17 protein-coding genes and 7 tRNA genes are annotated in these 20,050 nt (G+C 74.4%); 7 read left to right on the top strand and 17 right to left on the bottom strand.

Features of this window, described 5'->3' with window-relative positions; translation table 11 throughout:
• Positions 1-4: 4 nt before the first annotated feature.
• Positions 5-1,126 carry a cell division protein ZapE gene (gene zapE / locus ACPCUX_RS11215; RefSeq protein ID WP_423388769.1) on the top strand — a complete coding sequence of 374 codons (1,122 nt, stop codon included), beginning with the start codon at positions 5-7 and terminating at the stop codon, positions 1,124-1,126.
• A gap of 3 nt (positions 1,127-1,129) precedes the next feature.
• Here the strand turns inward: zapE and ACPCUX_RS11220 are convergent, their stop codons facing one another.
• The 4 genes from ACPCUX_RS11220 to glgX all read right to left on the bottom strand — a co-directional run bounded on the left by ACPCUX_RS11220 (position 1,130) and on the right by glgX (position 8,803).
• Positions 1,130-2,020 (bottom strand): polyphosphate kinase 2 family protein, encoded by an 891-nt coding sequence (locus ACPCUX_RS11220; protein WP_051876967.1) that lies wholly within the window; start codon positions 2,018-2,020, stop codon positions 1,130-1,132.
• A gap of 14 nt (positions 2,021-2,034) precedes the next feature.
• Positions 2,035-3,864 carry a malto-oligosyltrehalose trehalohydrolase gene (gene treZ / locus ACPCUX_RS11225; protein ID WP_423388779.1) on the bottom strand — a complete coding sequence of 610 codons (1,830 nt, stop codon included), beginning with the start codon at positions 3,862-3,864 and terminating at the stop codon, positions 2,035-2,037.
• Between the two features lie 62 nt (positions 3,865-3,926).
• Complete coding sequence (gene treY / locus ACPCUX_RS11230) at positions 3,927-6,599, bottom strand: malto-oligosyltrehalose synthase (protein WP_423388770.1); 2,673 nt, start codon at positions 6,597-6,599, stop codon at positions 3,927-3,929.
• Positions 6,596-8,803 carry a glycogen debranching protein GlgX gene (gene glgX / locus ACPCUX_RS11235; RefSeq protein ID WP_423388771.1) on the bottom strand — a complete coding sequence of 736 codons (2,208 nt, stop codon included), beginning with the start codon at positions 8,801-8,803 and terminating at the stop codon, positions 6,596-6,598. The genes treY and glgX overlap by 4 nt, the downstream gene beginning before the upstream one ends.
• Before the next feature lie 214 nt (positions 8,804-9,017).
• On the opposite strand from glgX, the gene ACPCUX_RS11240 reads away from it, so the two are divergent.
• Positions 9,018-9,233, top strand: coding sequence for a hypothetical protein (locus ACPCUX_RS11240; RefSeq protein WP_021482368.1), 216 nt, complete (start codon positions 9,018-9,020; stop codon positions 9,231-9,233).
• 19 nt (positions 9,234-9,252) lie between these two features.
• Here ACPCUX_RS11240 and ACPCUX_RS11245 read toward each other — a convergent pair whose 3' ends face one another.
• From ACPCUX_RS11245 to ACPCUX_RS11285, 9 genes are all read right to left on the bottom strand, one after another.
• Positions 9,253-9,567: a hypothetical protein gene (locus ACPCUX_RS11245; RefSeq protein WP_332306497.1), complete on the bottom strand. Its 315-nt coding sequence runs from the start codon at positions 9,565-9,567 to the stop codon at positions 9,253-9,255.
• A gap of 56 nt (positions 9,568-9,623) precedes the next feature.
• A complete protein-coding gene (locus tag ACPCUX_RS11250; RefSeq protein ID WP_034653086.1) occupies positions 9,624-9,947 on the bottom strand; it encodes a DUF2277 domain-containing protein in 324 nt (107 codons plus the stop codon).
• 45 nt (positions 9,948-9,992) lie between these two features.
• On the bottom strand, positions 9,993-10,877 hold the full coding sequence (locus ACPCUX_RS11255; protein WP_144723152.1) for a hypothetical protein: 885 nt from the start codon (positions 10,875-10,877) through the stop codon (positions 9,993-9,995).
• A 51-nt stretch (positions 10,878-10,928) separates the two neighbouring features.
• Positions 10,929-11,003 (bottom strand) — tRNA-Val (locus ACPCUX_RS11260).
• A 14-nt stretch (positions 11,004-11,017) separates the two neighbouring features.
• Positions 11,018-11,088 (bottom strand) — tRNA-Cys (locus ACPCUX_RS11265).
• A 54-nt stretch (positions 11,089-11,142) separates the two neighbouring features.
• Positions 11,143-11,215: transfer RNA gene (locus ACPCUX_RS11270), tRNA-Gly, on the bottom strand.
• Positions 11,216-11,374: 159 nt separating this feature from the next.
• Positions 11,375-11,446 (bottom strand) — tRNA-Val (locus ACPCUX_RS11275).
• Positions 11,447-11,467: 21 nt separating this feature from the next.
• Positions 11,468-11,538 (bottom strand) — tRNA-Cys (locus ACPCUX_RS11280).
• Positions 11,539-11,586: 48 nt separating this feature from the next.
• Positions 11,587-11,659 (bottom strand) — tRNA-Gly (locus tag ACPCUX_RS11285).
• A 173-nt stretch (positions 11,660-11,832) separates the two neighbouring features.
• Between ACPCUX_RS11285 and ACPCUX_RS11290 the strand changes: the two genes are divergently transcribed.
• The 3 genes from ACPCUX_RS11290 to ACPCUX_RS11300 all read left to right on the top strand — a co-directional run bounded on the left by ACPCUX_RS11290 (position 11,833) and on the right by ACPCUX_RS11300 (position 13,985).
• On the top strand, positions 11,833-12,942 hold the full coding sequence (locus ACPCUX_RS11290; RefSeq protein ID WP_423388772.1) for a chorismate-binding protein: 1,110 nt from the start codon (positions 11,833-11,835) through the stop codon (positions 12,940-12,942).
• Entirely contained in the window at positions 12,939-13,859 is a 921-nt protein-coding gene (locus tag ACPCUX_RS11295) for an aminotransferase class IV (RefSeq protein ID WP_396051481.1), read from the top strand. Before ACPCUX_RS11290 ends, ACPCUX_RS11295 begins: the two co-directional genes overlap by 4 nt.
• A 54-nt stretch (positions 13,860-13,913) precedes the next feature.
• Positions 13,914-13,985: transfer RNA gene (locus ACPCUX_RS11300), tRNA-Val, on the top strand.
• A gap of 74 nt (positions 13,986-14,059) precedes the next feature.
• On the opposite strand, the gene ACPCUX_RS11305 is transcribed toward ACPCUX_RS11300, so the two are convergent.
• The 4 genes from ACPCUX_RS11305 to ACPCUX_RS11320 all read right to left on the bottom strand — a co-directional run bounded on the left by ACPCUX_RS11305 (position 14,060) and on the right by ACPCUX_RS11320 (position 17,493).
• Positions 14,060-14,938: a hypothetical protein gene (locus tag ACPCUX_RS11305; protein WP_423388773.1), complete on the bottom strand. Its 879-nt coding sequence runs from the start codon at positions 14,936-14,938 to the stop codon at positions 14,060-14,062.
• 599 nt (positions 14,939-15,537) lie between these two features.
• Positions 15,538-16,626, bottom strand: coding sequence for a hypothetical protein (locus ACPCUX_RS11310; protein WP_423388774.1), 1,089 nt, complete (start codon positions 16,624-16,626; stop codon positions 15,538-15,540).
• Positions 16,623-17,033 carry a hypothetical protein gene (locus ACPCUX_RS11315; protein ID WP_423388775.1) on the bottom strand — a complete coding sequence of 137 codons (411 nt, stop codon included), beginning with the start codon at positions 17,031-17,033 and terminating at the stop codon, positions 16,623-16,625. The genes ACPCUX_RS11310 and ACPCUX_RS11315 overlap by 4 nt, the downstream gene beginning before the upstream one ends.
• Positions 17,026-17,493: a hypothetical protein gene (locus ACPCUX_RS11320; protein WP_086150342.1), complete on the bottom strand. Its 468-nt coding sequence runs from the start codon at positions 17,491-17,493 to the stop codon at positions 17,026-17,028. Before ACPCUX_RS11320 ends, ACPCUX_RS11315 begins: the two co-directional genes overlap by 8 nt.
• 182 nt (positions 17,494-17,675) lie before the next feature.
• Here ACPCUX_RS11320 and ACPCUX_RS11325 point away from each other — a divergent pair, with 182 nt between their 5' ends.
• Both ACPCUX_RS11325 and thrS read left to right on the top strand, forming a co-directional pair.
• Positions 17,676-17,891 carry a hypothetical protein gene (locus tag ACPCUX_RS11325; protein ID WP_031316353.1) on the top strand — a complete coding sequence of 72 codons (216 nt, stop codon included), beginning with the start codon at positions 17,676-17,678 and terminating at the stop codon, positions 17,889-17,891.
• 127 nt (positions 17,892-18,018) lie between these two features.
• A complete protein-coding gene (gene thrS, locus ACPCUX_RS11330; protein WP_081599789.1) occupies positions 18,019-20,049 on the top strand; it encodes a threonine--tRNA ligase in 2,031 nt (676 codons plus the stop codon).
• The last annotated feature ends 1 nt before the right edge of the window (position 20,050 follow it).

The raw sequence follows: 20,050 nt of genomic DNA on the forward strand, positions 1-20,050 counted from the left end.
CCTCGTGACTGCGCCCGCCTCCGGTGGTTCCTCGGCCCCGGCAGCCCTCCCCGGCACCGCCCGCGCGTCGGCCTCCTCGCCGACCCCCGGCGGGCCCGTCCGCGCCCTCGCCGACGTCTGGCCCTCCGTGCCTCCCGCCCGGCTCCTCGCCGACCTCGTGCCGCCGCGGCACTTCGCCGACGCGCGGTTCTCGACGTACCGCGCCAACGCCGCCTACCCCAGCCAGGCGCGCACCGTCGCGCGGCTCGAGGAGGTCGCGGCCGCCGTCGTGAAGCCCGCGCGCAAGGGGCTGTTCGGCGCCCGGAAGCAGACGGCGCCCGCGGTGTACATGGACGGCGGGTTCGGGGTCGGCAAGACGCACCTGCTCACGTCCCTCGCGCACGCGGTGGGCCTCGACGTCAGCGCGTACGGCACGTTCGTCGAGTACACGAACCTCGTCGGCGCGCTCGGGTTCCGGGCGACGGTGGACGCGCTCGCCACGAAGAAGCTCGTGTGCATCGACGAGTTCGAGCTCGACGACCCGGGCGACACCGTCCTCATGTCCCGGCTCCTGCGCGAGCTCGCGGACCGCGGCGTGGCGCTGGCCGCGACGTCGAACACGCTCCCCGAGGCGCTCGGCGAGGGCCGCTTCGCCGCCGAGGACTTCCTGCGCGAGATCCAGGCGCTCGCGGCCCGGTTCGAGGTGCTGCGCGTCGACGGCGAGGACTACCGGCACCGCGCGGTCGTCACGGACTCCGCGCCGCTTCCCGAGGCCGACGTGCGGGCGGCCGTCACCGGCCGGCCCGGCGCGACCCTCGACGTGTTCGACGACCTGCTCGCGCACCTGTCGCAGGTCCACCCCAGCCGGTACCGGGCGCTGCTCGACGGCGTCGAGGTCGTCGCGCTCACGGGCGTGCACCCCGTCACCGAGCAGTCCGCGGCGCTGCGCCTCGTCGTGCTCGTCGACCGCCTCTACGACCGCGACGTGCCCGTGCTCCTCGCCGGGACCGGCGCGTACACGGGGGAGCGGAGCCTGTTCACCGAGGAGATGCTGCGCGGCGGGTATCGCAAGAAGTACTACCGCGCGCTGTCGCGCCTCGGTGCGCTCGCGGAGGACGGCCGCACGGTCGCGCGCGGCGCGGCCTGAGCGTCACGTCGCGGCGAGGCGCGCCTTCTCGACCGCGACGTCGAAGTCGGCCGGGGGCCACCCGAGGTCGAGGCCGCGCAGCGCGTCGAGCAGGAGCTCGCTCACCGCGAGGCGCGCGAACCACTTCCGGTCGGCCGGGACCACGTGCCACGGCGCGACGTCGGTGCTCGTCCGGTCGAGGACGGCCTGGTACGCCTCCTGGTACGCAGGCCACTTCTGGCGCGAGTCGACGTCGTTCGGGTTGTACTTCCAGAACTTGTCCGGGCGCTCGAGCCGCTCCATGAGCCGCGCGCGCTGCTCCTCGTAGGAGACGAGCAGGGCGACCTTGACGATCGTGGTCCCCGCCGCGGCGACCTCGGCCTCGAAGCGGTTGATCTCGTCGTAGCGCGCCTCCCACACCGCGGGCGGCACGAGCGCGTCGACGCGCGCGACGAGCACGTCCTCGTAGTGCGACCGGTCGAAGACGCCGATGTACCCCGGCTCGGGCAGCGCGCGGCGGATCCGCCACAGGTAGTCGTGCCGCCGCTCCTCGGGCGTGGGCACTCCGAACGACCGGTGCGCGACGCCCTGCGGGTCGACGAGCCCGACGACGTGCCGCACGATCCCGCCCTTGCCCGCGGTGTCCATGCCCTGCAGCACGAGGAGCACCGACCGCGACCCGCCCGAGCGGCCCTCCGCGAAGAGGCGCTCCTGCAGCTCGGACAGCTCGTCCGCGTGCTGCGCGACGAGGGCCTTCCCGGCGGCCTTGTCGCCCGTGAACCCCGGGGTCGACGCGCGGTCGAACGCCGCGAGGTCGAAGCCCTCTGGCACCCGCAGCGCCCGCTCCGGCGGGACCTCCCAGGCGCCCTCCGCGCCGCCGCCGTGCGTGGCCTTCGTCTTCGTCGTCGTCGCCATGGGCGCGAGCGTAGTCACCCGCGCGCCAGGACGGCGACCGAACGCGCGGGCAGGTCGACGTGGTGCCGGCCCGCCCGGGTCGCCGGGTCCCAGGCGGCGAGCACGCGCGGCGTGCCGCCGAGCGCGAGCCGCAGGCGCCGCGGGGCGTCCCCGAGGTTCACCGCGACCGCGACGGTGCGCCGGTCCACGACGAACGCGGGCCCGCCGTGCGGGGCGGCGCCCGTCGTCAGCTCCTCGCCCGCCGCGTCGTCCTCCGGGCCGCCCGGGCCGTGGACGCGCACGAGCGAGAGGTCGCCAGAGCGCACGTCGGGCCGCGACCGCAGCGCCACGAGGTCCCGGTACCAGGCGAGCAGGCGCGCGTGCTCGCCGCGCTCCCGCTCGGACCAGTCGAGGACGCTCGCGTCCCGCGTCGAGCGGGCCTGCGGGTCGGGCACGGGGTCGCCGCCGCCCCACCCGTGGTCGGCGAACTCGGCCGCCCGGCCCGCGCGGACGGCCTCCGCGAGCTCCGGCTCGGCGTGGTCCGTGAAGAACTGCCACGGGGTGGACGCGCCCCACTCCTCGCCCATGAACAGCATCGGCGTGAACGGCGACACGAGCACGAGCGCCGCGGCCGTCGCGAGGCCGCCGCCGTCGAGCGTCGTCGACGGCCGGTCGCCGTGCGCGCGGTTGCCCACCTGGTCGTGGTTCTGCGCGCTCACGACGAACGCGTGGCCGTCGGTCCCGGCGGGGACCGGGTGACCCCACTCGCGCTCCCGGAACGTCGAGTACGTGCCGTCGTGCACGAACACGCCCGTGAGCGCCTTGCGCAGCACCGCGACCGAGCCGAAGTCGACGTAGTAGCCCTGGCGCTCCCCGGTGAGCAGCGCGTGCACGGCGTGGTGGACGTCGTCCGCCCACTGCGCGCGCATCCCGCGCCCGCCCTGCTCCACGCCCGTCACGGTCGCCGGGTCGTTCTCGTCCGACTCGGCGACGAGCGTCAGCGGCCGCCCGAGCTCCTGCTCCACGCGGTCCACGCGCCGCGCGAGCTCCGCGAGGAGGTGCGTCGGGGAGTCGTCGACGAGGGCGTGCACCGCGTCGAGCCGCAGCGCGTCCACGTGGAACTCGACGAACCACCGCTCGGCGTTGTCGATCACCCACTCGCGCACCTCCCGGCTGCCCGGGCGGTCGAGGTTCACGGCCGAGCCCCACGGGGTCGTGTGCGCGTCCGTGAAGTACGGGCCGAACTCCGGCAGGTAGTTCCCCGACGGGCCGAGGTGGTTGTAGACGACGTCGAGCACCACCGCGAGCCCCCGGGCGTGCGCGGCGTCCACGAACCGCTGGAGCGCGCGCGGGCCGCCGTACGGCTCGTGCACCGCGTACAGGTGCACGCCGTCGTAGCCCCAGCCCCGCTCGCCGCCGAACGCCGCGACCGGCAGGAGCTCGACCGCGCCGACGCCCAGCGCCACCAGGTGGTCGAGCCGGTCGATCGCCGCGTCGAGCGTGCCCTGCGGCGTGAACGTCCCGACGTGCAGCTCGTAGAGCACCTCGCCGCGCACGTCGCGGCCCGGCCACGCGGCGTCCGTCCAGGCGAACGCCGGGTCGAACGTGCGGCTCGGCCCGTGCACCCCGTACGGCTGCCACGGGCTGCGCGGGTCCGGCCGGCCCGGACCGCCGTCGACGGAGTACCCGTAGTCCGTGCCCCACGGCAGCTCGTGGTCGTACCCCCACCACCCCGGCACGTGGGCGCCCACGAGGCGCAGCGGGAGGCGCTCCGCGCCCTCGAACGTGCCCGAGCCCTGCTCCGGCAGCAGGAGCTCGACGCTGCGCGCCGTCGGCGCCCACACCACGGGCCGCGGCCCCGGCACGGCGAGCAGGGGCGTGGCCTGGGGTGCGGGGACGCGCGGGGGCGGGACCGGGGTGCCCGCCGTCACGGTGCGCCCTCGCCTGTCGCCGAGGCGCCCTCGCCCGTCGCCGCGGCGCGCGCGGCGGAGCCCGGCGCGACGAGCAGCGCGACCGGCAGGTCGGCGAGCAGGTCCGCGACGCGGACGGTCCCGGCCGGGTGCTCGCGCCCGGTGAGCACGTCGACCCACGTGCCCGTGCCTGCGGGGAGCGCGACGACGTGGTCGCGCCACCCGCCGAGGCGGTCGACCGTCCCGGCGAGGCGGGTCGCCACCGTGACGACGTGCGCGACGGCCGCGTCGTCCGGGCGGTCGCCACCGGACGCGTCGGCGGTCGCGGGGTCGCCCGTGGGGGTGCCGGCCGGGGCCGTGCGCGCGAACGCGAGCGCGCACGGCGTCGACGACGCGACGGGCGCGTACCCGGCCCCGTCGCCGACGAACGCGGCGGCGAGGGCGCGGCGCACGCGCAGGGCGCGCGCCGTGACGAGCAGCTTCTCGTCCGCGAGCGTGCGCGCGGGCGGCCCGCCGTCGAGCCGGGCGAGGCGCTCGGTGAGGTCGTCGACGTCCACGGGGCGGCGGTTGTCCGGGTCGACGAGCGTGGGCGCGTACGACTCGGCGCCCTGGTAGACGTCCGCGACGCCCGGGGCCGTGAGCCGCGTGAGCGTGATCCCGAGGCTCGCGGCGCGCAGCTCCTCGCGGTGCTCGCGCGCCCACCGGGCGAACGCCCCGGTCACGGCGGGGTCGGCGAGCGCGCGGCGGGCGAGCTCGGCCACGGCCTCCTCGTACGCCTCGTCCGGGCTCGTCCACGACGTCGCGACCTTCGCCTCGCGCAGCGCCTTGCGCAGGTAGTCGACGAGCCGGTCGGGAGCGATCGCGGCCTCGGACGTGCCGTCGGGCGCGTCGTCCGGCGTGGTCGCGTCGGGGAGCCAGGTCCCGGCCACGGTCTGCCACAGCAGGTTCTCGGCGAGACCGTCGACGAGGACCCCGCGGTAGGGGGCGGTCGCCGCGCGCACCTCGTCGACGAGCCGCGACCACGCGCCCGCGTCCTCGGACAGCACGCCGAGGGCCGCGCGCGTGTCCTCGCCGCGCTTGGTGTCGTGCGTCGACCCGGCGGTCAGGGCGTGCGGGGTGAGCGCGGCGAACCGCTGCGCGAACGCGTGCCAGTCGTGCACGCCGAGGCTGAACCGGTCCGGCTCGCCCCCGACCTCGCACAGGCTCACGAGCTCGGTCCAGCGGTAGAACGCCGTGTCCTCGACGCCCTTCGCCGTCACGGCGCCGCACACCTGCTGGAAGCGCACGACGAGCTCGTCGCGTCGCGCCTCGCGCCGTCGCCCCGCGCTGCCGACCTCGCGGCCGAGCACGAGGTCCATGACGACGGCGAGCGTCTCCGCGCGCTGCGGGTCGAGGTGCGCGCGGGCGCGCTCGGCCGCCTCCTCGACGGCCCGGACCGCCTCGTGCCGCGGCGGGGTGCCCGGCACCACGTACGCCCGGTAGCGGTCGAACGCGACGAGCAGCTCGCGCAGGCACTGGTGCAGGCCGCGCCACGTGTGGTCGCGCAGGCGCGGGTCGTCGTGGCAGACGGCGGCCGCCAGGTCCGTGAGCCGGTGCACCTCCGCGTAGAGGGGCCCGGCGACGACCTCGCGCTTCGCCTCCTCGACGAGCGCGCCGAGGCCGCCGGGCGGCGCGCCCGTGAGGCGCGTCATCACCGCGTCGAGGCCCGACCGGCCGCCCGGGTCGACGAAGAGCTGCTGCAGGCGCCACGCGACGTCGTAGCCGGTCGTCCCGACCGTCGCCCAGTCGGGCGGCACCTGCTCCTCGCCCGCGAGGATCTTCTCGACGACGACCCACGCGCCGTCGGTGCGGTCGGCGAGGCGCTGGAGGTACTGTGCCGGGTCCGCGAGGCCGTCGGGGTGGTCGATGCGCAGGCCGTCGACGACCCCGGACGTGACGAGGTCGAGCACGAGCGCGTGCGTCGCGTCGAAGACCTCCTCGTCCTCGACCCGGACCGCGACGAGGGATCCGACGTCGAAGAACCGGCGGTAGTTGAGCTCCTCGTCGCCCACGCGCCAGTAGGCCAGCCGGTAGTGCTGGCGCTCGACGAGCTCCGCGAGCGGCAGGTCCTCCGTCCCGGCGCGCACCGGGAACACGTGGTCGTAGTAGCGCAGCACGCGCCGGGGTCCGGGCGTGCCCGGCACCTCGACCTCGTCCAGCACGAGCTCGCCCGCCGCGAGCACGTCGCCGAGGCGCGCGCCGAGGACGGGCATGAGGACCGCGCCCTCGCCCGCCGACCAGTCGACGTCGAACCACCGGGCGTACGGGGAGTCGGAGCCCTCCTCCAGGACCGACCACAGCGCACGGTTGTGCCACGCGGGAGTGGGGACCGCCATGTGGTTCGGGACGACGTCGAGCACCATGCCCAGGCCCGCGTCGCGGGCCGCGGCGGCGAGCCGTCCGAGGCCCTCGCGCCCGCCGAGCTCGTCGCTGATCCGCGTGTGGTCGACGACGTCGTACCCGTGGGTCGACCCGGGCGCCGCCTGGAGCACCGGCGAGAGGTAGAGGTGCGTGACACCGAGGCTCGCGAGGTACGGCACCTGGCGCGCGGCGTCGTCGAACGTGAGGTCGGGGCCGAGCTGGAGCCGGTACGTCGACACCGGGACGCGGGGCGGCGCGCCCGGCGTGCCGGCGGGGGAGACGGCGGTCATCGCAGCGGCGGGCGGGTCAGGACGATGACGCTGCGGCCCGTCACGGACACGGTCTCCCCGGGCTGCAGCACCTCGCCGACGTCGACCGTGCCGTCGGTGTCCAGCACGACGTCCCAGCTCTCCCCGTAGGCCGCCGGCGGCACGGTGAAGTCCAGCTCCTCGGAGTGCGCGTTGAGCAGCAGCAGGAACGAGTCGTCGACGATCGGCTCGCCGCGCCGGTCCTGCTCGGGGATCGCGTCGCCGTTGAGGAACACCATGACGGTGCGCGCGTAGGCGTGGTCCCAGTCCTGCTGGTCCATGCGCGAGCCGGTGATGTCGAGCCACTCGATGTCCGGGAGGTCGTCGGGACCCTCGGGCATGCCCGGCTCCGCGCCGTCCTGCCGGCCCACGAAGAAGCGCCGCCGGTGCAGCACGGGGTGGTCGCGGCGCAGCCACACGACCCGGCGCGCGAAGTCGAGGAGCGCGGCCCGCTCGTCGTCGAGGCCCTCCTCGCCGCCCCAGTCCATCCAGGTGATCTCGTTGTCCTGGCAGTAGCCGTTGTTGTTGCCGCGCTGGGTGCGCGCGATCTCGTCGCCGTGCGCGAGCATGGGCACGCCCTGCGAGAGCAGCAGGGTGGCGAAGAAGTTCCGGCGCTGGCGCGCCCGCAGCGACCGCACGTCGGGGTCGTCCGTCGGGCCCTCGGCCCCGCAGTTCCAGGACCGGTTGTGGCTCTCGCCGTCGTTGTTGTCCTCGCCGTTCGCCTCGTTGTGCTTCTCGTTGTAGGACACGAGGTCGTTGAGCGTGAAGCCGTCGTGCGCGGTGACGAAGTTGATCGAGGCGATGGGCTTGCGCCCGCCGTGCTCGTAGAGGTCGGACGAGCCCGTGAGGCGGCTCGCGAGCTCGGGCAGCGTCGAGGGCTCGCCGCGCCAGAAGTCGCGCACCGTGTCGCGGTAGCGCCCGTTCCACTCGGTCCACAGGGGCGGGAAGCCGCCCACCTGGTAGCCGCCGTCGCCGAGGTCCCACGGCTCGGCGATGAGCTTGACCTGGGAGATGACCGGGTCCTGCTGCACGATGTCGAAGAACGCCGAGAGGCGGTCGACCTCGTGGAACTGGCGCGCGAGCGTGGCCGCGAGGTCGAAGCGGAACCCGTCCACGTGCATCTCGGTCACCCAGTACCGCAGCGAGTCCATGATGAGCTGGAGCACGTGCGGCGAGCGCATGAGCAGCGAGTTGCCCGTGCCGGTCGTGTCGAAGTAGTGCGCCTCGTCGCCGTCCACGAGCCGGTAGTAGGCCTTGTTGTCGATGCCGCGGAAGCTCAGCGTCGGGCCGAGGTGGTTGCCCTCCGCGGTGTGGTTGTAGACCACGTCGAGGATGACCTCGATGCCGGCCTCGTGCAGCGCCTTGACCATGGTCTTGAACTCCATGACCTGCTGCCCGCGCGTCCCGTGGGCCGCGTAGCCGTTGTGGGGCGCGAAGAACCCGATGGTGTTGTAGCCCCAGTAGTTCGACAGCCCCTTCTCGACGAGCGTGGGGTCGTTGACGAACTGGTGCACGGGCATGAGCTCGACCGCCGTGACGCCCAGCGTCACGAGGTGCTCGACGACGGCCGGGTGCGCCATCCCCGCGTAGGTGCCGCGCAGCTCCTCGGGCACGTCCGGGTGGAGCATCGTCATGCCCTTGACGTGCGCCTCGTAGATGACGCTGTCGTGGTAGTCCCGGTTCGGCGGGCGGTCGTGGCCCCAGTCGAAGAACGGGTTGATGACGACCGACATCATCGTGTGCCCGGCCGAGTCGTCGTCGTTGAGCGGGGGAGCGGGCGGGGGCGCGTCGTCCTCCTCGCCCTCGGCGGGCTCGCCGGCCTGCGCGACCTCGTCCGCGTCGGCGAAGCGGTAGGAGAACAGCGACTCGTCGCCGTCGATCTGCCCCTCGATCGCCTTCGCGTACGGGTCGAGCAGGAGCTTCGCCGGGTTGCAGCGGTGGCCGTTCGCGGGGTCGTAGGGGCCGTGCACGCGGTAGCCGTAGCGCGTGCCGGGGCCCTTGCCCGGGAGGTAGACGTGCCAGACGTGCGCGTCGATCTCCTCGACGTCGACGCGGGTCTCGTTCCCGTCGTCGTCGAAGAGGCAGAGCTCGACGCGCTCGGCGATCTCGGAGAAGAGCGCGAAGTTGGTCCCCGTGCCGTCGTACGTGGCGCCGAGGGGGTAGGGGTGGCCTGGCCAGGTCTGCATGTCCCTGAGGATGTCACGGGGTCCTGTTCGCTGTCGTCGCAGGAGGCCCCTCGGTGACGCGATCGATCTCGACCGGGGTCTCCCCCCGCGACCAGGACAGGAATAGTGTGCCAAGCGGCGATCGCCCTGATGGTCGCCCCGCCCGTGCGACGCACCGACCCGCCCGGAGGCGGACGGTCGTGCATCGCGGGGTCGGACCTGGTAGACCCGTGCCATGAGCACCCACGCACACCACCGCGACGACCTCAACCAGTCCGACATCGCGTCCGCCCGGCTGTCCCCGCGCCGCGAGGACGAGGGAGAGGGGTCCGGCGACGTGCTCACCGGGGGAGACGCGACGAAGGCCCCGCAGTCGCTCTCGGAGAACGAGCGCCGGCCCATCGACGGCGCGTCGTCGGGCACGTCCTGGGACGACCCGGACGAGCTGTAGGAACTTCGCGCCCGGCCCCTCAGTCGACGCGCGGCAGGCGGTCGGCGTCGACCGCGATGAGCCGCGGCATCCCCGCGGGGGCGACGGCGCTGAGGGCGAGGTAGCGCGCCTCGGCCCGGTGCAGGCGGATGTGCTCGTCGACGGTCCAGTCGGGACCGTTGGTGAGCGGCATGCCGCACGAGCAGTCGATGGTGACCCGCCCGGCGGCGTCCTCGCGGACCTGCCCGATCGTCACGTGCTCCGACCGCGCGTCCGCCTTGGCGCGGCGCATGGTCGCGCTCACGGGCTCGGGCCGGTCGGCCTGGGGCGGGGGCGAGGCGGGTGCGTCGTTCACGGGTTCCGAGCCTAGACGCCGACGGGACCCCGCCGCACCCGCCGTCGCGGCCCGTCTCAGTGGGTGTGCGCGATCCCGAGCGCGTGCGCCCGCTCGTGCTCGCGCTCGGCGGCCTCGCGGGCGGCGATGCGCGCCCGGACCTCCTCGCGCCGCAGGGGCGGGACCGTCGTCGGCGGGTTGCGGCGCTCGGGCAGCTCGTCGAGCAGGCGCGCGACGATCGCGGTCACCTCGTCGACCGCGCGCTCGAACGGCTCCTCGGTCGCGGCGCTCGTGCGCTGGATGCCCGTGACCTTCCGGACGAACTGGCGCGCGGCCGCCTCGATCTCCTCGTCGGTCGCGGGCGGTTCGAGGCCGCGCAGGGTCGTGATGTTCCGGCACATGCCTCGACGCTACGTGCGTGTGAGGAGCGCCACAAGAGACCGGGGTCAGGCGAGCCGGGCCGTCACCGCGAGGTGCTCGCCCGCCTCGACCCGCACGTCCGCCACCCGCACCCCCGGTGGCAGGTCGGCCGCGAGGTCGACGTGGCGCCCCTCGACCTTCGCCAGCTCGCCGCGGGCCACCACGAGCAGCGCCGCGACGACGGGGTTGCGGCTCGACAGCTCGAGGTCGCGGACGGTGAGCACCATGCGCGCGTCGACCTCGGCGGTGCCGGTCGCGCGCACGCTCGCCGAGAGCAGCCCCTTGCGCACGCGGGCGAACGCCTGGAGCGACACCGTGCGCGGCCCCGTCGCGACGAGGTCGACGTCGAGCGAGGCCAGCGTGAGACCGATGTTCTGCAGCTCGGTGGCGACGATCCTCCGGGCGGTGGCGAGGACCGCCTCGCGCGGGGCCGAGACGCGGACGTGCCCGCCGAGGGGCGCGGCGTCGTCGGGCTCGACGCCCTCGACGGCGAGCGACCCGTCGGCGCCCTCGACCCAGCGGAAGCGCAGTCCTTCGATCTCGGCCGTGACGTCCACGGGGACGTCGTCGACCAGGAGCGGGTGCGCGTCGACCCGGAGCCGGCGCACCACCGCGTCCTCGCGCGAGCGGACGTGCTCGACGTCGACCGTCGGGGAGGTGCTGCGCCCGGACGAGGAGGCGGGCCGGTCCGCCCCCACGCGGACCCGGACACCCGTGAGGTCGACGTCGAGGCGAGCGACGTCCGCGCCCTCGAGGTCGGCGTCGAGCCGGACGGCCGCCGTGCCTTCGACCTCGGGGCCCAGCGCGTCGAGGACGGCCGGCCGCAGGCGTGCGAGCAGCTCGGGGGCGGTCGTGGGACGCGGGGCCGCGCCGAGCGGCAGGACGTCGTGGGCGGGGCGCTGGTCGGGCATGCGCCGAGAGTAGACGACGAAGGCCGCCCCGGCGCCGGGACGGCCTTCGAGTGGTGGGCGATACTGGGATCGAACCAGTGACCTCTTCCGTGTCAGGGAAGCGCGCTACCGCTGCGCCAATCGCCCGGGTGCTGCATACGAGGTGGAGATGGGATTCGAACCCACGTATACGGCTTTGCAGGCCGCTGCCTCGCCTCTCGGCCACTCCACCTTGAGACGCGTCCTCTCATGCTCCCGGGGGAGCGGGCCAGAGAGTGGGCCTCCGAGCGGATGACGGGACTCGAACCCGCGACCCTCACCTTGGCAAGGTGATGCTCTACCAACTGAGCCACATCCGCGCGGCCGATCCGTCGAGGGCTCTCACGAGCCCCGTGGTGATCGGCGCGAAGCACATACTAGCCGACTTCCGCCCGGACCCGTGCATCCGGTCCAGGTGATGGTCGGCGCGAGAGAGGCCGCTCCGGACGGTGCCGGGGCGGCCTCTCTCGTCGTACTCGTGGGCGATACTGGGATCGAACCAGTGACCTCTTCCGTGTCAGGGAAGCGCGCTACCGCTGCGCCAATCGCCCCAGAGGGGTGGTGCTGTTGCGAGGTGGAGATGGGATTCGAACCCACGTATACGGCTTTGCAGGCCGCTGCCTCGCCTCTCGGCCACTCCACCGCGACCTGCCCTCCGCCACCACGTGGGCGGCGGGAGGGTGGGCCTCCGAGCGGATGACGGGACTCGAACCCGCGACCCTCACCTTGGCAAGGTGATGCTCTACCAACTGAGCCACATCCGCGCGGCCGGACCTTGGAGCTTCGGGGAGCGTTTCCCCCGGCCCTCCGGCGTTCCGGCGCGTCCCAGACATTAGTCCACGTTCGCGTCCGGCGTCCAACCGGCCCCGCCGAGCCCGCGGCCGGTGCTCGGGGGCGGGGGTCCGGGCGGAGGGTGCGTCCTGGGTAGCGTGGTCCCGTGCCAGGACCTGGGAGAACACCCGCGCCGGGGTTCGCTCGCTTCGCCGGGCGCGCCGCGAGCGGCGTGCTCGAGTGCCTCGACCTCCGGCGCGAGCCGGAGCGTCTGGCCGACGACGGGCCGTGGTTCGTGGTCGCCGACTTCGACGGCCCTGCCCGCGGCGGCCGGGCGCGCGCGTGGCGGTTCGCCGAGCGGCTCGCCCCGTCGGACCTGGACGGCGCCACGCCCGCGGGAGCAGAGGCCGACCCGTGGCGCGGGCCCGACCCGTCCGCGTGGCGCAGCTCCCTGGACCGGGCCGGCTACGAGGCCGCCGTCGCGCACGTGCGCGACGAGGTCCGGGAGGGCGAGGTCTACCAGGCGAACGTGTGCCGCGTGCTCGCGGCCCCGCTCGTCGGCCCGGGTGGCGGCGAGCCCGACGCCCGGGCCCTCGCGCGTCGTCTCGCACGGGGCAACCCCGCTCCCTACGGGGGCGTGCTCCACGTGCCGGCGGGGTCCGGCGTCGACCCGGTGTGGGTCGTCAGCGCGTCGCCCGAGCTGTACCTCCGCGTCGCGGGCGGCGCGGTGACGTCCGGACCCATCAAGGGCACCGCGCCCACCCCCGTGGGGCTCACGGCCAAGGACCGGGCCGAGAACGTCATGATCACCGACCTCGTGCGCAACGACCTCCAGCGCGTGTGCGACCCGGGGACCGTCGAGGTCACGGACCTGCTCGCGGTCGAGCAGCACCCGGGCCTCGTGCACCTCGTGAGCACGGTGACAGGACGCCTGCGTGCCGGGCTCGCGGGCTCGGCCGCGCTGTGGCCCACGCTGCTCGAGGCCACCTTCCCGCCGGCATCGGTGTCCGGGGCGCCCAAGTCGTCCGCGCTGCGGATCATCGACGCCCTGGAGCCCGTGCCGCGCGGCCCCTACTGCGGCGCCGTCGGCTGGGTCGACGGCGACGAGGCCGTCCTCGCCGTCGGGATCCGCACCTTCTGGTGGTCCGACGGCGTCCTGCGCTTCGGCACGGGCGCCGGGATCACCTGGGGGAGCGACCCCGCGCGCGAGTGGGAGGAGACCGAGCTCAAGGCGCGCCGCCTCGTCGGCCTCGCCTCGGGCACACTGGAGCCATGAGCACCCCTGCCGCCACGACACCGACGTCCGCGAGCACGACCGAGAACCTCGTGATCTGGGCCGACGGGCGCCTCGTGTCGCCTAGCGAGGTCGCGCTCAGCGCGGTCGACCACGGCCTGACCGTCGGGGACGGCGTGTTCGAGACGTGCGCCGTGTTCGACGGCCGCGCCTTCGCGCTCACGCGCCACCTGCGCCGGCTCGCGCGGTCCGCCGCCGGGCTCGGTCTCGACGCGCCGGACGAGCGCCGCGTGCTCGACGGCGTCGAGGCGGTGCTCGCCGAGGCGGACGCGCGCACGCGTGCCGGCGCCGGGCCGGTGGGCCGGCTGCGCATCACGGTGACGGCCGGCGTCGGGCCGCTCGGGTCCGGGCGCACCCCTGGCGAGCAGACCGTCGTCGTCGCGGTCGGCCCCGCGGTCATCCGTCCCGCCGGCCGCGCGGTGCGGTCGCCCTGGACCCGGAACGAGCGCTCCGCCGTCGCCGGGCTCAAGACGACGTCGTACGCGGAGAACGTCGTGGCGCTCGCCGACGCCGTGGGCAAGGGCGGCGACGAGGCGCTCCTCGCGAACACGACCGGCGACCTGTGCGAGGGCACCGGGGCGAACGTCTTCGTCGAGCGCGGGGGCGAGCTCGTCACCCCGCCCCTGTCCTCGGGCTGCCTCGCGGGCATCACGCGCGAGCTCCTGCTCGAGTGGGCGGCCGAGGACGGTCTGCCCGCGCGCGAGGCGCGTCCCGGCGAGCTCCCGTTCGGCGTGCTCGACGAGGTGACCGCGGGGGAGTCGGCGCTGCTGCTCACCGGCTCCGTGCGCAACGTCCAGCCGGTGACCTGGCTCGACGGCGCGGACGTGGCCGCGGGGGAGCTCTCCGTGGCGGCGCGGGACCTGTTCGAGCGGCGTCGTCGCGAGCGTCTCGACCCGTGACGGCGGCCGGTTTTTCGATCCGGTCCGTTTCAGGCTAGTATCGACCACGCACTCGGGCGATTGGCGCAGTGGTAGCGCGCTTCGTTCACACCGAAGAGGTCACTGGTTCGAACCCAGTATCGCCCACCGAGCAGAGGCCGTCCCCGCACCCGCGGAGGCGGCCTCTTTCGTGTCCCGGGTGCGCTGGCGGTCGTCCGGAGTCAGCCGGTCGTGGCGTCCGGCTCGCTCGGCGTCCCGACCTCCAGCCCGACGCCGGCTCCCGCGGTCTGGTCGGCCAGGTGCTGCCACGCGGCGGCGTCCGCGACGGCGCCGGGCGGCGGGGTGACGGTGATCGCGCGGTCCGTGACCTCGACGTCGTCCACGCCGAGCTCGAACGCGCCGCGGATCAACGGTGCCAGGACCTCCATGTCCGCGTCGGGCGAGAGCTCTGCCACCAGAGGTCTCGTCGCCGAGGTGCCCGGGTCGCGGTCCCACCACCCCACGTAACGGAGCGGCAGCGCCGTGCCCTCGTCGTGGAGCGCGCGGAGCGCGTCGAGCAGGCGGGCGCGCTCGGCGGACGTCGTCACGACGACGAGCGCGCGGTCGGGGTCGTCGGGGGAGGGCGCCGCTCCCGCGGTGAACCCCGGCGAGGAGAAGTCGCCGTCGTACCCCGGCAGCAGACGACCCATCGCGGTGCTCGCGGCGGCGAACCCGGCCACCGTCTCCTCGGCGAGGCACGCGCTGTCGTACGGCGCCGCGTTCTGGAGGGTCACCGACCCGGCCTCGTCGGTGTCCGGTGCCGCGGTGGTGAGCGTGAGGCGCGTGAGGGGCGCGTCGCGCGCACAGCTCGTCTCGACGAGGCGGCGCACCTGCTCGGCGCCGAGGTCGTCCTCGAGCCGGACGGTCGCCTCGTGGTCGTCGGGCCCGACGAGCTGGTTGTCGCGGAACTCGTACTCCACCGACGCGACGCCGTCGACCTGCTCCATCGTCTCCGCCCAGGTCTGCTGGGCGGATGCGCACCCGGCGAGGACCGCGAGCGCGAGCCCCCCGAGAACCTGGGTGAGCAGCGCCTTCCGCTCGGTGCGTTCCGCTCCCGTCATGGGAAGAACGGTAGTGAACCGTGGCGCACGTGACACCCGGGATCCGGCGCACGTCGAGCGGGTGAAATCTGACGCCGCTCCGCACCGGCGAGCACCCCGGTGCAGGGGGGATCGTCCATGACGAAACGGGGCAAAGTGCTCCCCCGGACGCCCTCGTCCCGGGGGGAGGGGGCGGCGCGCGACAGATCCTGGACGGGCGCCCAGCCTGCACGGTGCCCCTCTGCCGGGCACAGTGCTCGCAGGACCGGTGAAGGCGGTCCGCGCCACCGGGCACACCCGCCGCAGCGTTGCCGTGACGGTCCCGGTGGTCGTCCTGCCGGTCCTCGAGGGTCGTGCGGACGTCGCTCCTCCTCCGTGCGCAGGGGGCACGGAGGGGTTGCCGGTCGTCGTGGACGCCGCCCCGGGCGTCATCGCCTCGGCGGTGTCGTCGCGAGCGGTCGGCGTCCCGAGCCGTCCTCCACGGACACCCCAGGACCGTTGAGATTTCAACTGTGAGGCACGTTGCGCCCCCGTGCGTCTGTCTGTAGGTTGAGCCCGCCCGCCGAGGCCCGGCGCGGGGGCAAGCGCGCAGGGGGAGCTTGGCGTCGGGCCCGGCGGGCTCAGACGCCCGCGAGGACGCGGGCCGTCCCTTCCGTGCTCGTCCGGTCGCGCAGCGCGCGGCCCAGCCGACGCAGCGCGTCGTCGTCCGCGAGCAGGTCGGACCAGTCGTCCGGGTCGACGCTCGGGGCGTCACCCCGGGCCCGCCGCGTCGCCGCGAGCTGGAGCTGGTAGGCGAGGATCACCTCGCGCGGGCTGCCGGGGACGACGACGCGCACGTGGTCGACGTCGTCCCGACGCGAGTGCAGCGCGAGCGCGGCGAGGCCGTCGAAGATCTCGATGGTCCGGTGGTACTCGTCCACCGCCGCGCTGGACCCGGGGAGGCCCCCGCCGCCCACGGTCGCCGCGACGAAGGCGTGCAGGTGCCCGAGATCGCGACGGCGCTCGCGGGCGAACGCCGCCGACGACGCGAGCTGGCCCACGATCCCGACCGTCAGCAGGACGCTCGCCGCGAGCACGAGGTACCTGGTGCGCACGCCGAGGACGAGGTACGGCTCGGCGCTGCCGGGCTCGTGCAGCAGCGCGGCCACGAAGCTGAGGACGGCCCACACCATGGCGACGACCGCCCCGGCCGCCGCGACGTCCATGCCCCACCGCAGCCGCACGGGGCGGCGCGAGCGCGTGCGGACGCACGACACGGCGAACGTCGCGGTCGCCGCCACGAACGCGCCGTAGTACAGCGCGCGGTACACCCACATGAGCGGCCGGCCGGAGCTCTGGGCGTCGAGGTCGAGGGTCGTCCACGGCCCGCTCGCGACCGCGAGCGCGACCATCGCCCCGCCGACGAGACCGGCCGCGAGCGCCACGTGCCGCGTCCGTGGAGCGTGCCCGGTCGTCGTGCTGTACGCCCACACGCCGACGAAGAGGCACCCGGCGACGAGCGCGACGTGCTTGGCGACCTCGTGCGTGCCGCCGGGGGCGTGCGTCTTGAGGAGCTCGGCGACGGCCGGGACCCGCAGCGCTGACGCCACCGCGACGAACGCGAGGCCGAGCGGGAGAGCCGCGTCGGTGCCCGTGCGGGCGCGCAGCGCCGTCCAGGTGGCGGCGGTGACGAACAGGGCCGCGGCGAGGAGGTCGAGCACGTGGCTCACCGGTAGAGCTCGAGGGACGTGAGGCGTGCCGCCGAGCTCCCGTGCGACGCGATGGAGATCATCAGCTCGCTCGCGAGGCGCTCGACACGCTGCTCGGCGGGGTCGTCGTGCTCGTCGCGGCACCCGGTGGGGACCGGGCCCGGAGCGGGGCCGGGGCGGATCGCGTCGAGGACGTGCACGAGCTCGTGCGCGACGACGTGGTCGCGGTGGGGTCCGGGGAGCGTCTGGCGGGCGTCGACCAGGACGAGGTCGCGCTCGGGGAACGCGAGCCACAGGCCGGTGACGCCGGGGCCGAGGTCGCCCTCGACGACCTCGAGCGGCTTGCCGCGGGCCGCGGCGACGAGGCGGCACGCCTCCTCGATGCTGCGGGCGCGGTCGAGCCCTGCGGCGCGCAGGAGGTCATCCATGGTCGGCCTCCGGGGCAGGAGGGTGCCCGTGGGGCGTGCCGGGCGGTGCCACGGGTGGGAGGTGCTCGAGGCTCCGTACGCGGTCGACGATCTCGATGATGGCGCGGACGTTCTCGGGCGACAGCCCCTGGGCGCGCAGCGCGAACTGCTCCACGCCCTCGTCGGCGAGCGCGGCGCGCAGGCGGTCGTCGGGGCTCTCCTCGGGGTCGACGAGGCTGCCCGTGCTCACCTTGAAGAAGGCGGCGATGCCCTCGACGACGCGCAGGCTGGGCGACGAGCGGTGCCCGCCGCGCAGGGCGCTGAGGTACGCCTCGTTGATGGAGTATCCGCGCTCCGTCATCCAGTGGGCGGCCTCCCTGTTGGTCACGGGACGCCCGCCGCGGCCGCGCGCGAAGAGCTCGTTGAGCCGGTGCCGGAAGACGCGCGCGGTGCGCTCCCCGGGTGCCACGTCGTCGTCCATGGGCCGATTCTGGCAGGCCCGGACCGTGCGTGCGCCGGTCCGGGCCGGCGGGTCACGCGGGTCGTGGCCGCTGCCGGTGCCCCGTCGCGCGGCGTGGTGCCGCCGGGTAGCGTTTCGTGCGGGCGCGGGACGGCCGCCGCCCGGCGCGGGACGCGCGCACCACGACCCCCGAGGGAGCCGGTATGAGCGAGCAGACACCGAAGGACCGGGGCGGCCTCGGCGACCTCCTCGGCAAGGCCAAGGAGTTCATGACCGAAGAGCGCATCGACAAGGCCAAGGAGTTCATGACCGACGAGCGCATCGACGAGGTCGCGGGAAAGATCAAGTCGGTCGCCCCGGACTCCGTCGACCGGCACGTCGACACCCTCGCCGAGAAGGCGAAGAAGGCCAACGACTGACCTGCGGGTCGGTACGATCGAGGGGCGCCGTCCACGACGGCGCCCTTCGTGCTGTCGGGGACGACCCGGCGCCGGGGGACCTGACCGGGCGCCGCGCGCGCCTCCCGCCACAGAACGGAGCACGGACGTGTCTGACGTCGTCTCGTCACCACTCACCATCACCCTCGACGCGGAGGAGACCACGGTGACGACGGGCACGACGGGCACGGACCTGTTCGCGTCGCGTCGCGACGTCGTCGTGATCCGCGTGAACGGGGAGCTCAAGGACCTCGACACGCCCGTCGCGGACGGCGACGTGGTCGAGGGCGTGACGATCGACTCGCCCGACGGCCTCGCGGTGCTGCGGCACTCGGCCGCGCACGTGCTCGCGCAGGCCGTCCAGCAGGTCAACCCGGACGCGAAGCTGGGCATCGGCCCGCCGATCACGGACGGGTTCTACTACGACTTCGACGTCGAGACGCCGTTCACCCCCGAGGACCTCAAGGCGCTCGACAAGGCGATGTCGCGCATCATCAAGGAGGGCCAGACCTTCCGCCGCCGCGTGGTCACCGAGGACGAGGCGCGCGCCGAGCTCGCGCACGAGCCGTACAAGCTCGAGCTCATCGGGCTCAAGGGCTCCGGCACCGCGGACGACACCGAGGGCGCGAACGTCGAGGTCGGCGGCGGCGAGCTGACGATCTACGACAACGTGCGCGGCGCCGGGCGCGAGAGCGAGACGGTGGTCTGGAAGGACCTGTGCCGTGGCCCGCACCTGCCGAGCACGCGCCTGATCGGCAACGGCTACCAGCTCATGCGCTCGGCCGCGGCCTACTGGCGCGGCAGCGAGAAGAACCCGCAGCTCCAGCGCATCTACGGCACGGCGTGGCCGACCAAGGACGAGCTCAAGGCGTACCTCGAGCGGCTCGCGGAGGCGGAGCGGCGTGACCACCGCCGGCTCGGCAACGAGCTCGACCTGTTCTCCTTCCCGGAGGAGATCGGCTCGGGCCTGCCCGTGTTCCACCCCAACGGCGCGACGATCCGCATGGAGATGGAGGAGTACTCGCGCAAGCGGCACGTCGAGGCCGGCTACTCGTTCGTCAGCACGCCGCACATCACCAAGGCGAACCTGTTCCAGACGTCGCGCCACCTCGACTGGTACGCCGACGGCATGTACCCGCCGATGCACCTGGACGAGGAGCTCGACGACGACGGCAACGTCAAGCGGGCGGGCCAGGACTACTACCTCAAGCCGATGAACTGCCCGATGCACAACCTCGTGTACCGCTCGCGCGGGCGGTCGTACCGCGAGCTGCCGCTGCGGCTGTTCGAGTTCGGCACGGTGTACCGCTACGAGAAGTCGGGCGTCGTGCACGGGCTCACGCGGGCGCGCGGCTTCACGCAGGACGACGCGCACATCTACACCACGCGCGAGCAGATGCGCGACGAGCTGGGCTCGCTGCTCTCCTTCGTGCTGGACCTCCTGCGCGACTACGGGCTCGACGACTTCTACCTCGAGCTGTCGACGCGCGACCCCGAGAAGTCGGTGGGCGACGACGCCACGTGGGAGGAGGCGACCGAGGTCCTGCGCCAGGTCGCGACGGAGTCGGGCCTCGAGCTCGTCGCCGACCCGGGCGGCGCGGCGTTCTACGGCCCCAAGATCTCGGTCCAGGCGAAGGACGCGATCGGCCGCACGTGGCAGCTCTCGACGATCCAGCTCGACTTCTTCGAGCCGGAGCTGTTCGAGCTCGAGTACACGGCGTCCGACGGCACGCGCCAGCGTCCCGTGATGATCCACCGCGCGCTGTTCGGCTCGATCGAGCGGTTCTTCGGCATCCTCGTCGAGCACTACGCCGGCGCGTTCCCCGCGTGGCTCGCGCCCGTCCAGGTCGTGGCGGTCCCCGTCGCGGAGCCGTTCAACGACTACGTGGCCGACGTCGTCGCGCAGCTCAGGGCGCAGGGGATCCGCGCGGAGGTCGACTACTCGGACGACCGGTTCGGCAAGAAGATCCGCAACGCCAGCACGCGCAAGGTCCCGTTCGTCCTCATCGCGGGCGGCGAGGACGCCGAGGCGGGCGCCGTGTCGTTCCGCTACCGGGACGGCCGCCAGGACAACGGCGTGCCCGTCGCCGAGGCCGTCGAGCGGATCGTCTCCGCCGTGCGCGACCGCGTCCAGGTCTGAC

Source organism: Cellulosimicrobium sp. AB352 (assembly GCF_049538415.1).
Taxonomy (GTDB): domain Bacteria; phylum Actinomycetota; class Actinomycetes; order Actinomycetales; family Cellulomonadaceae; genus Cellulosimicrobium; species Cellulosimicrobium funkei.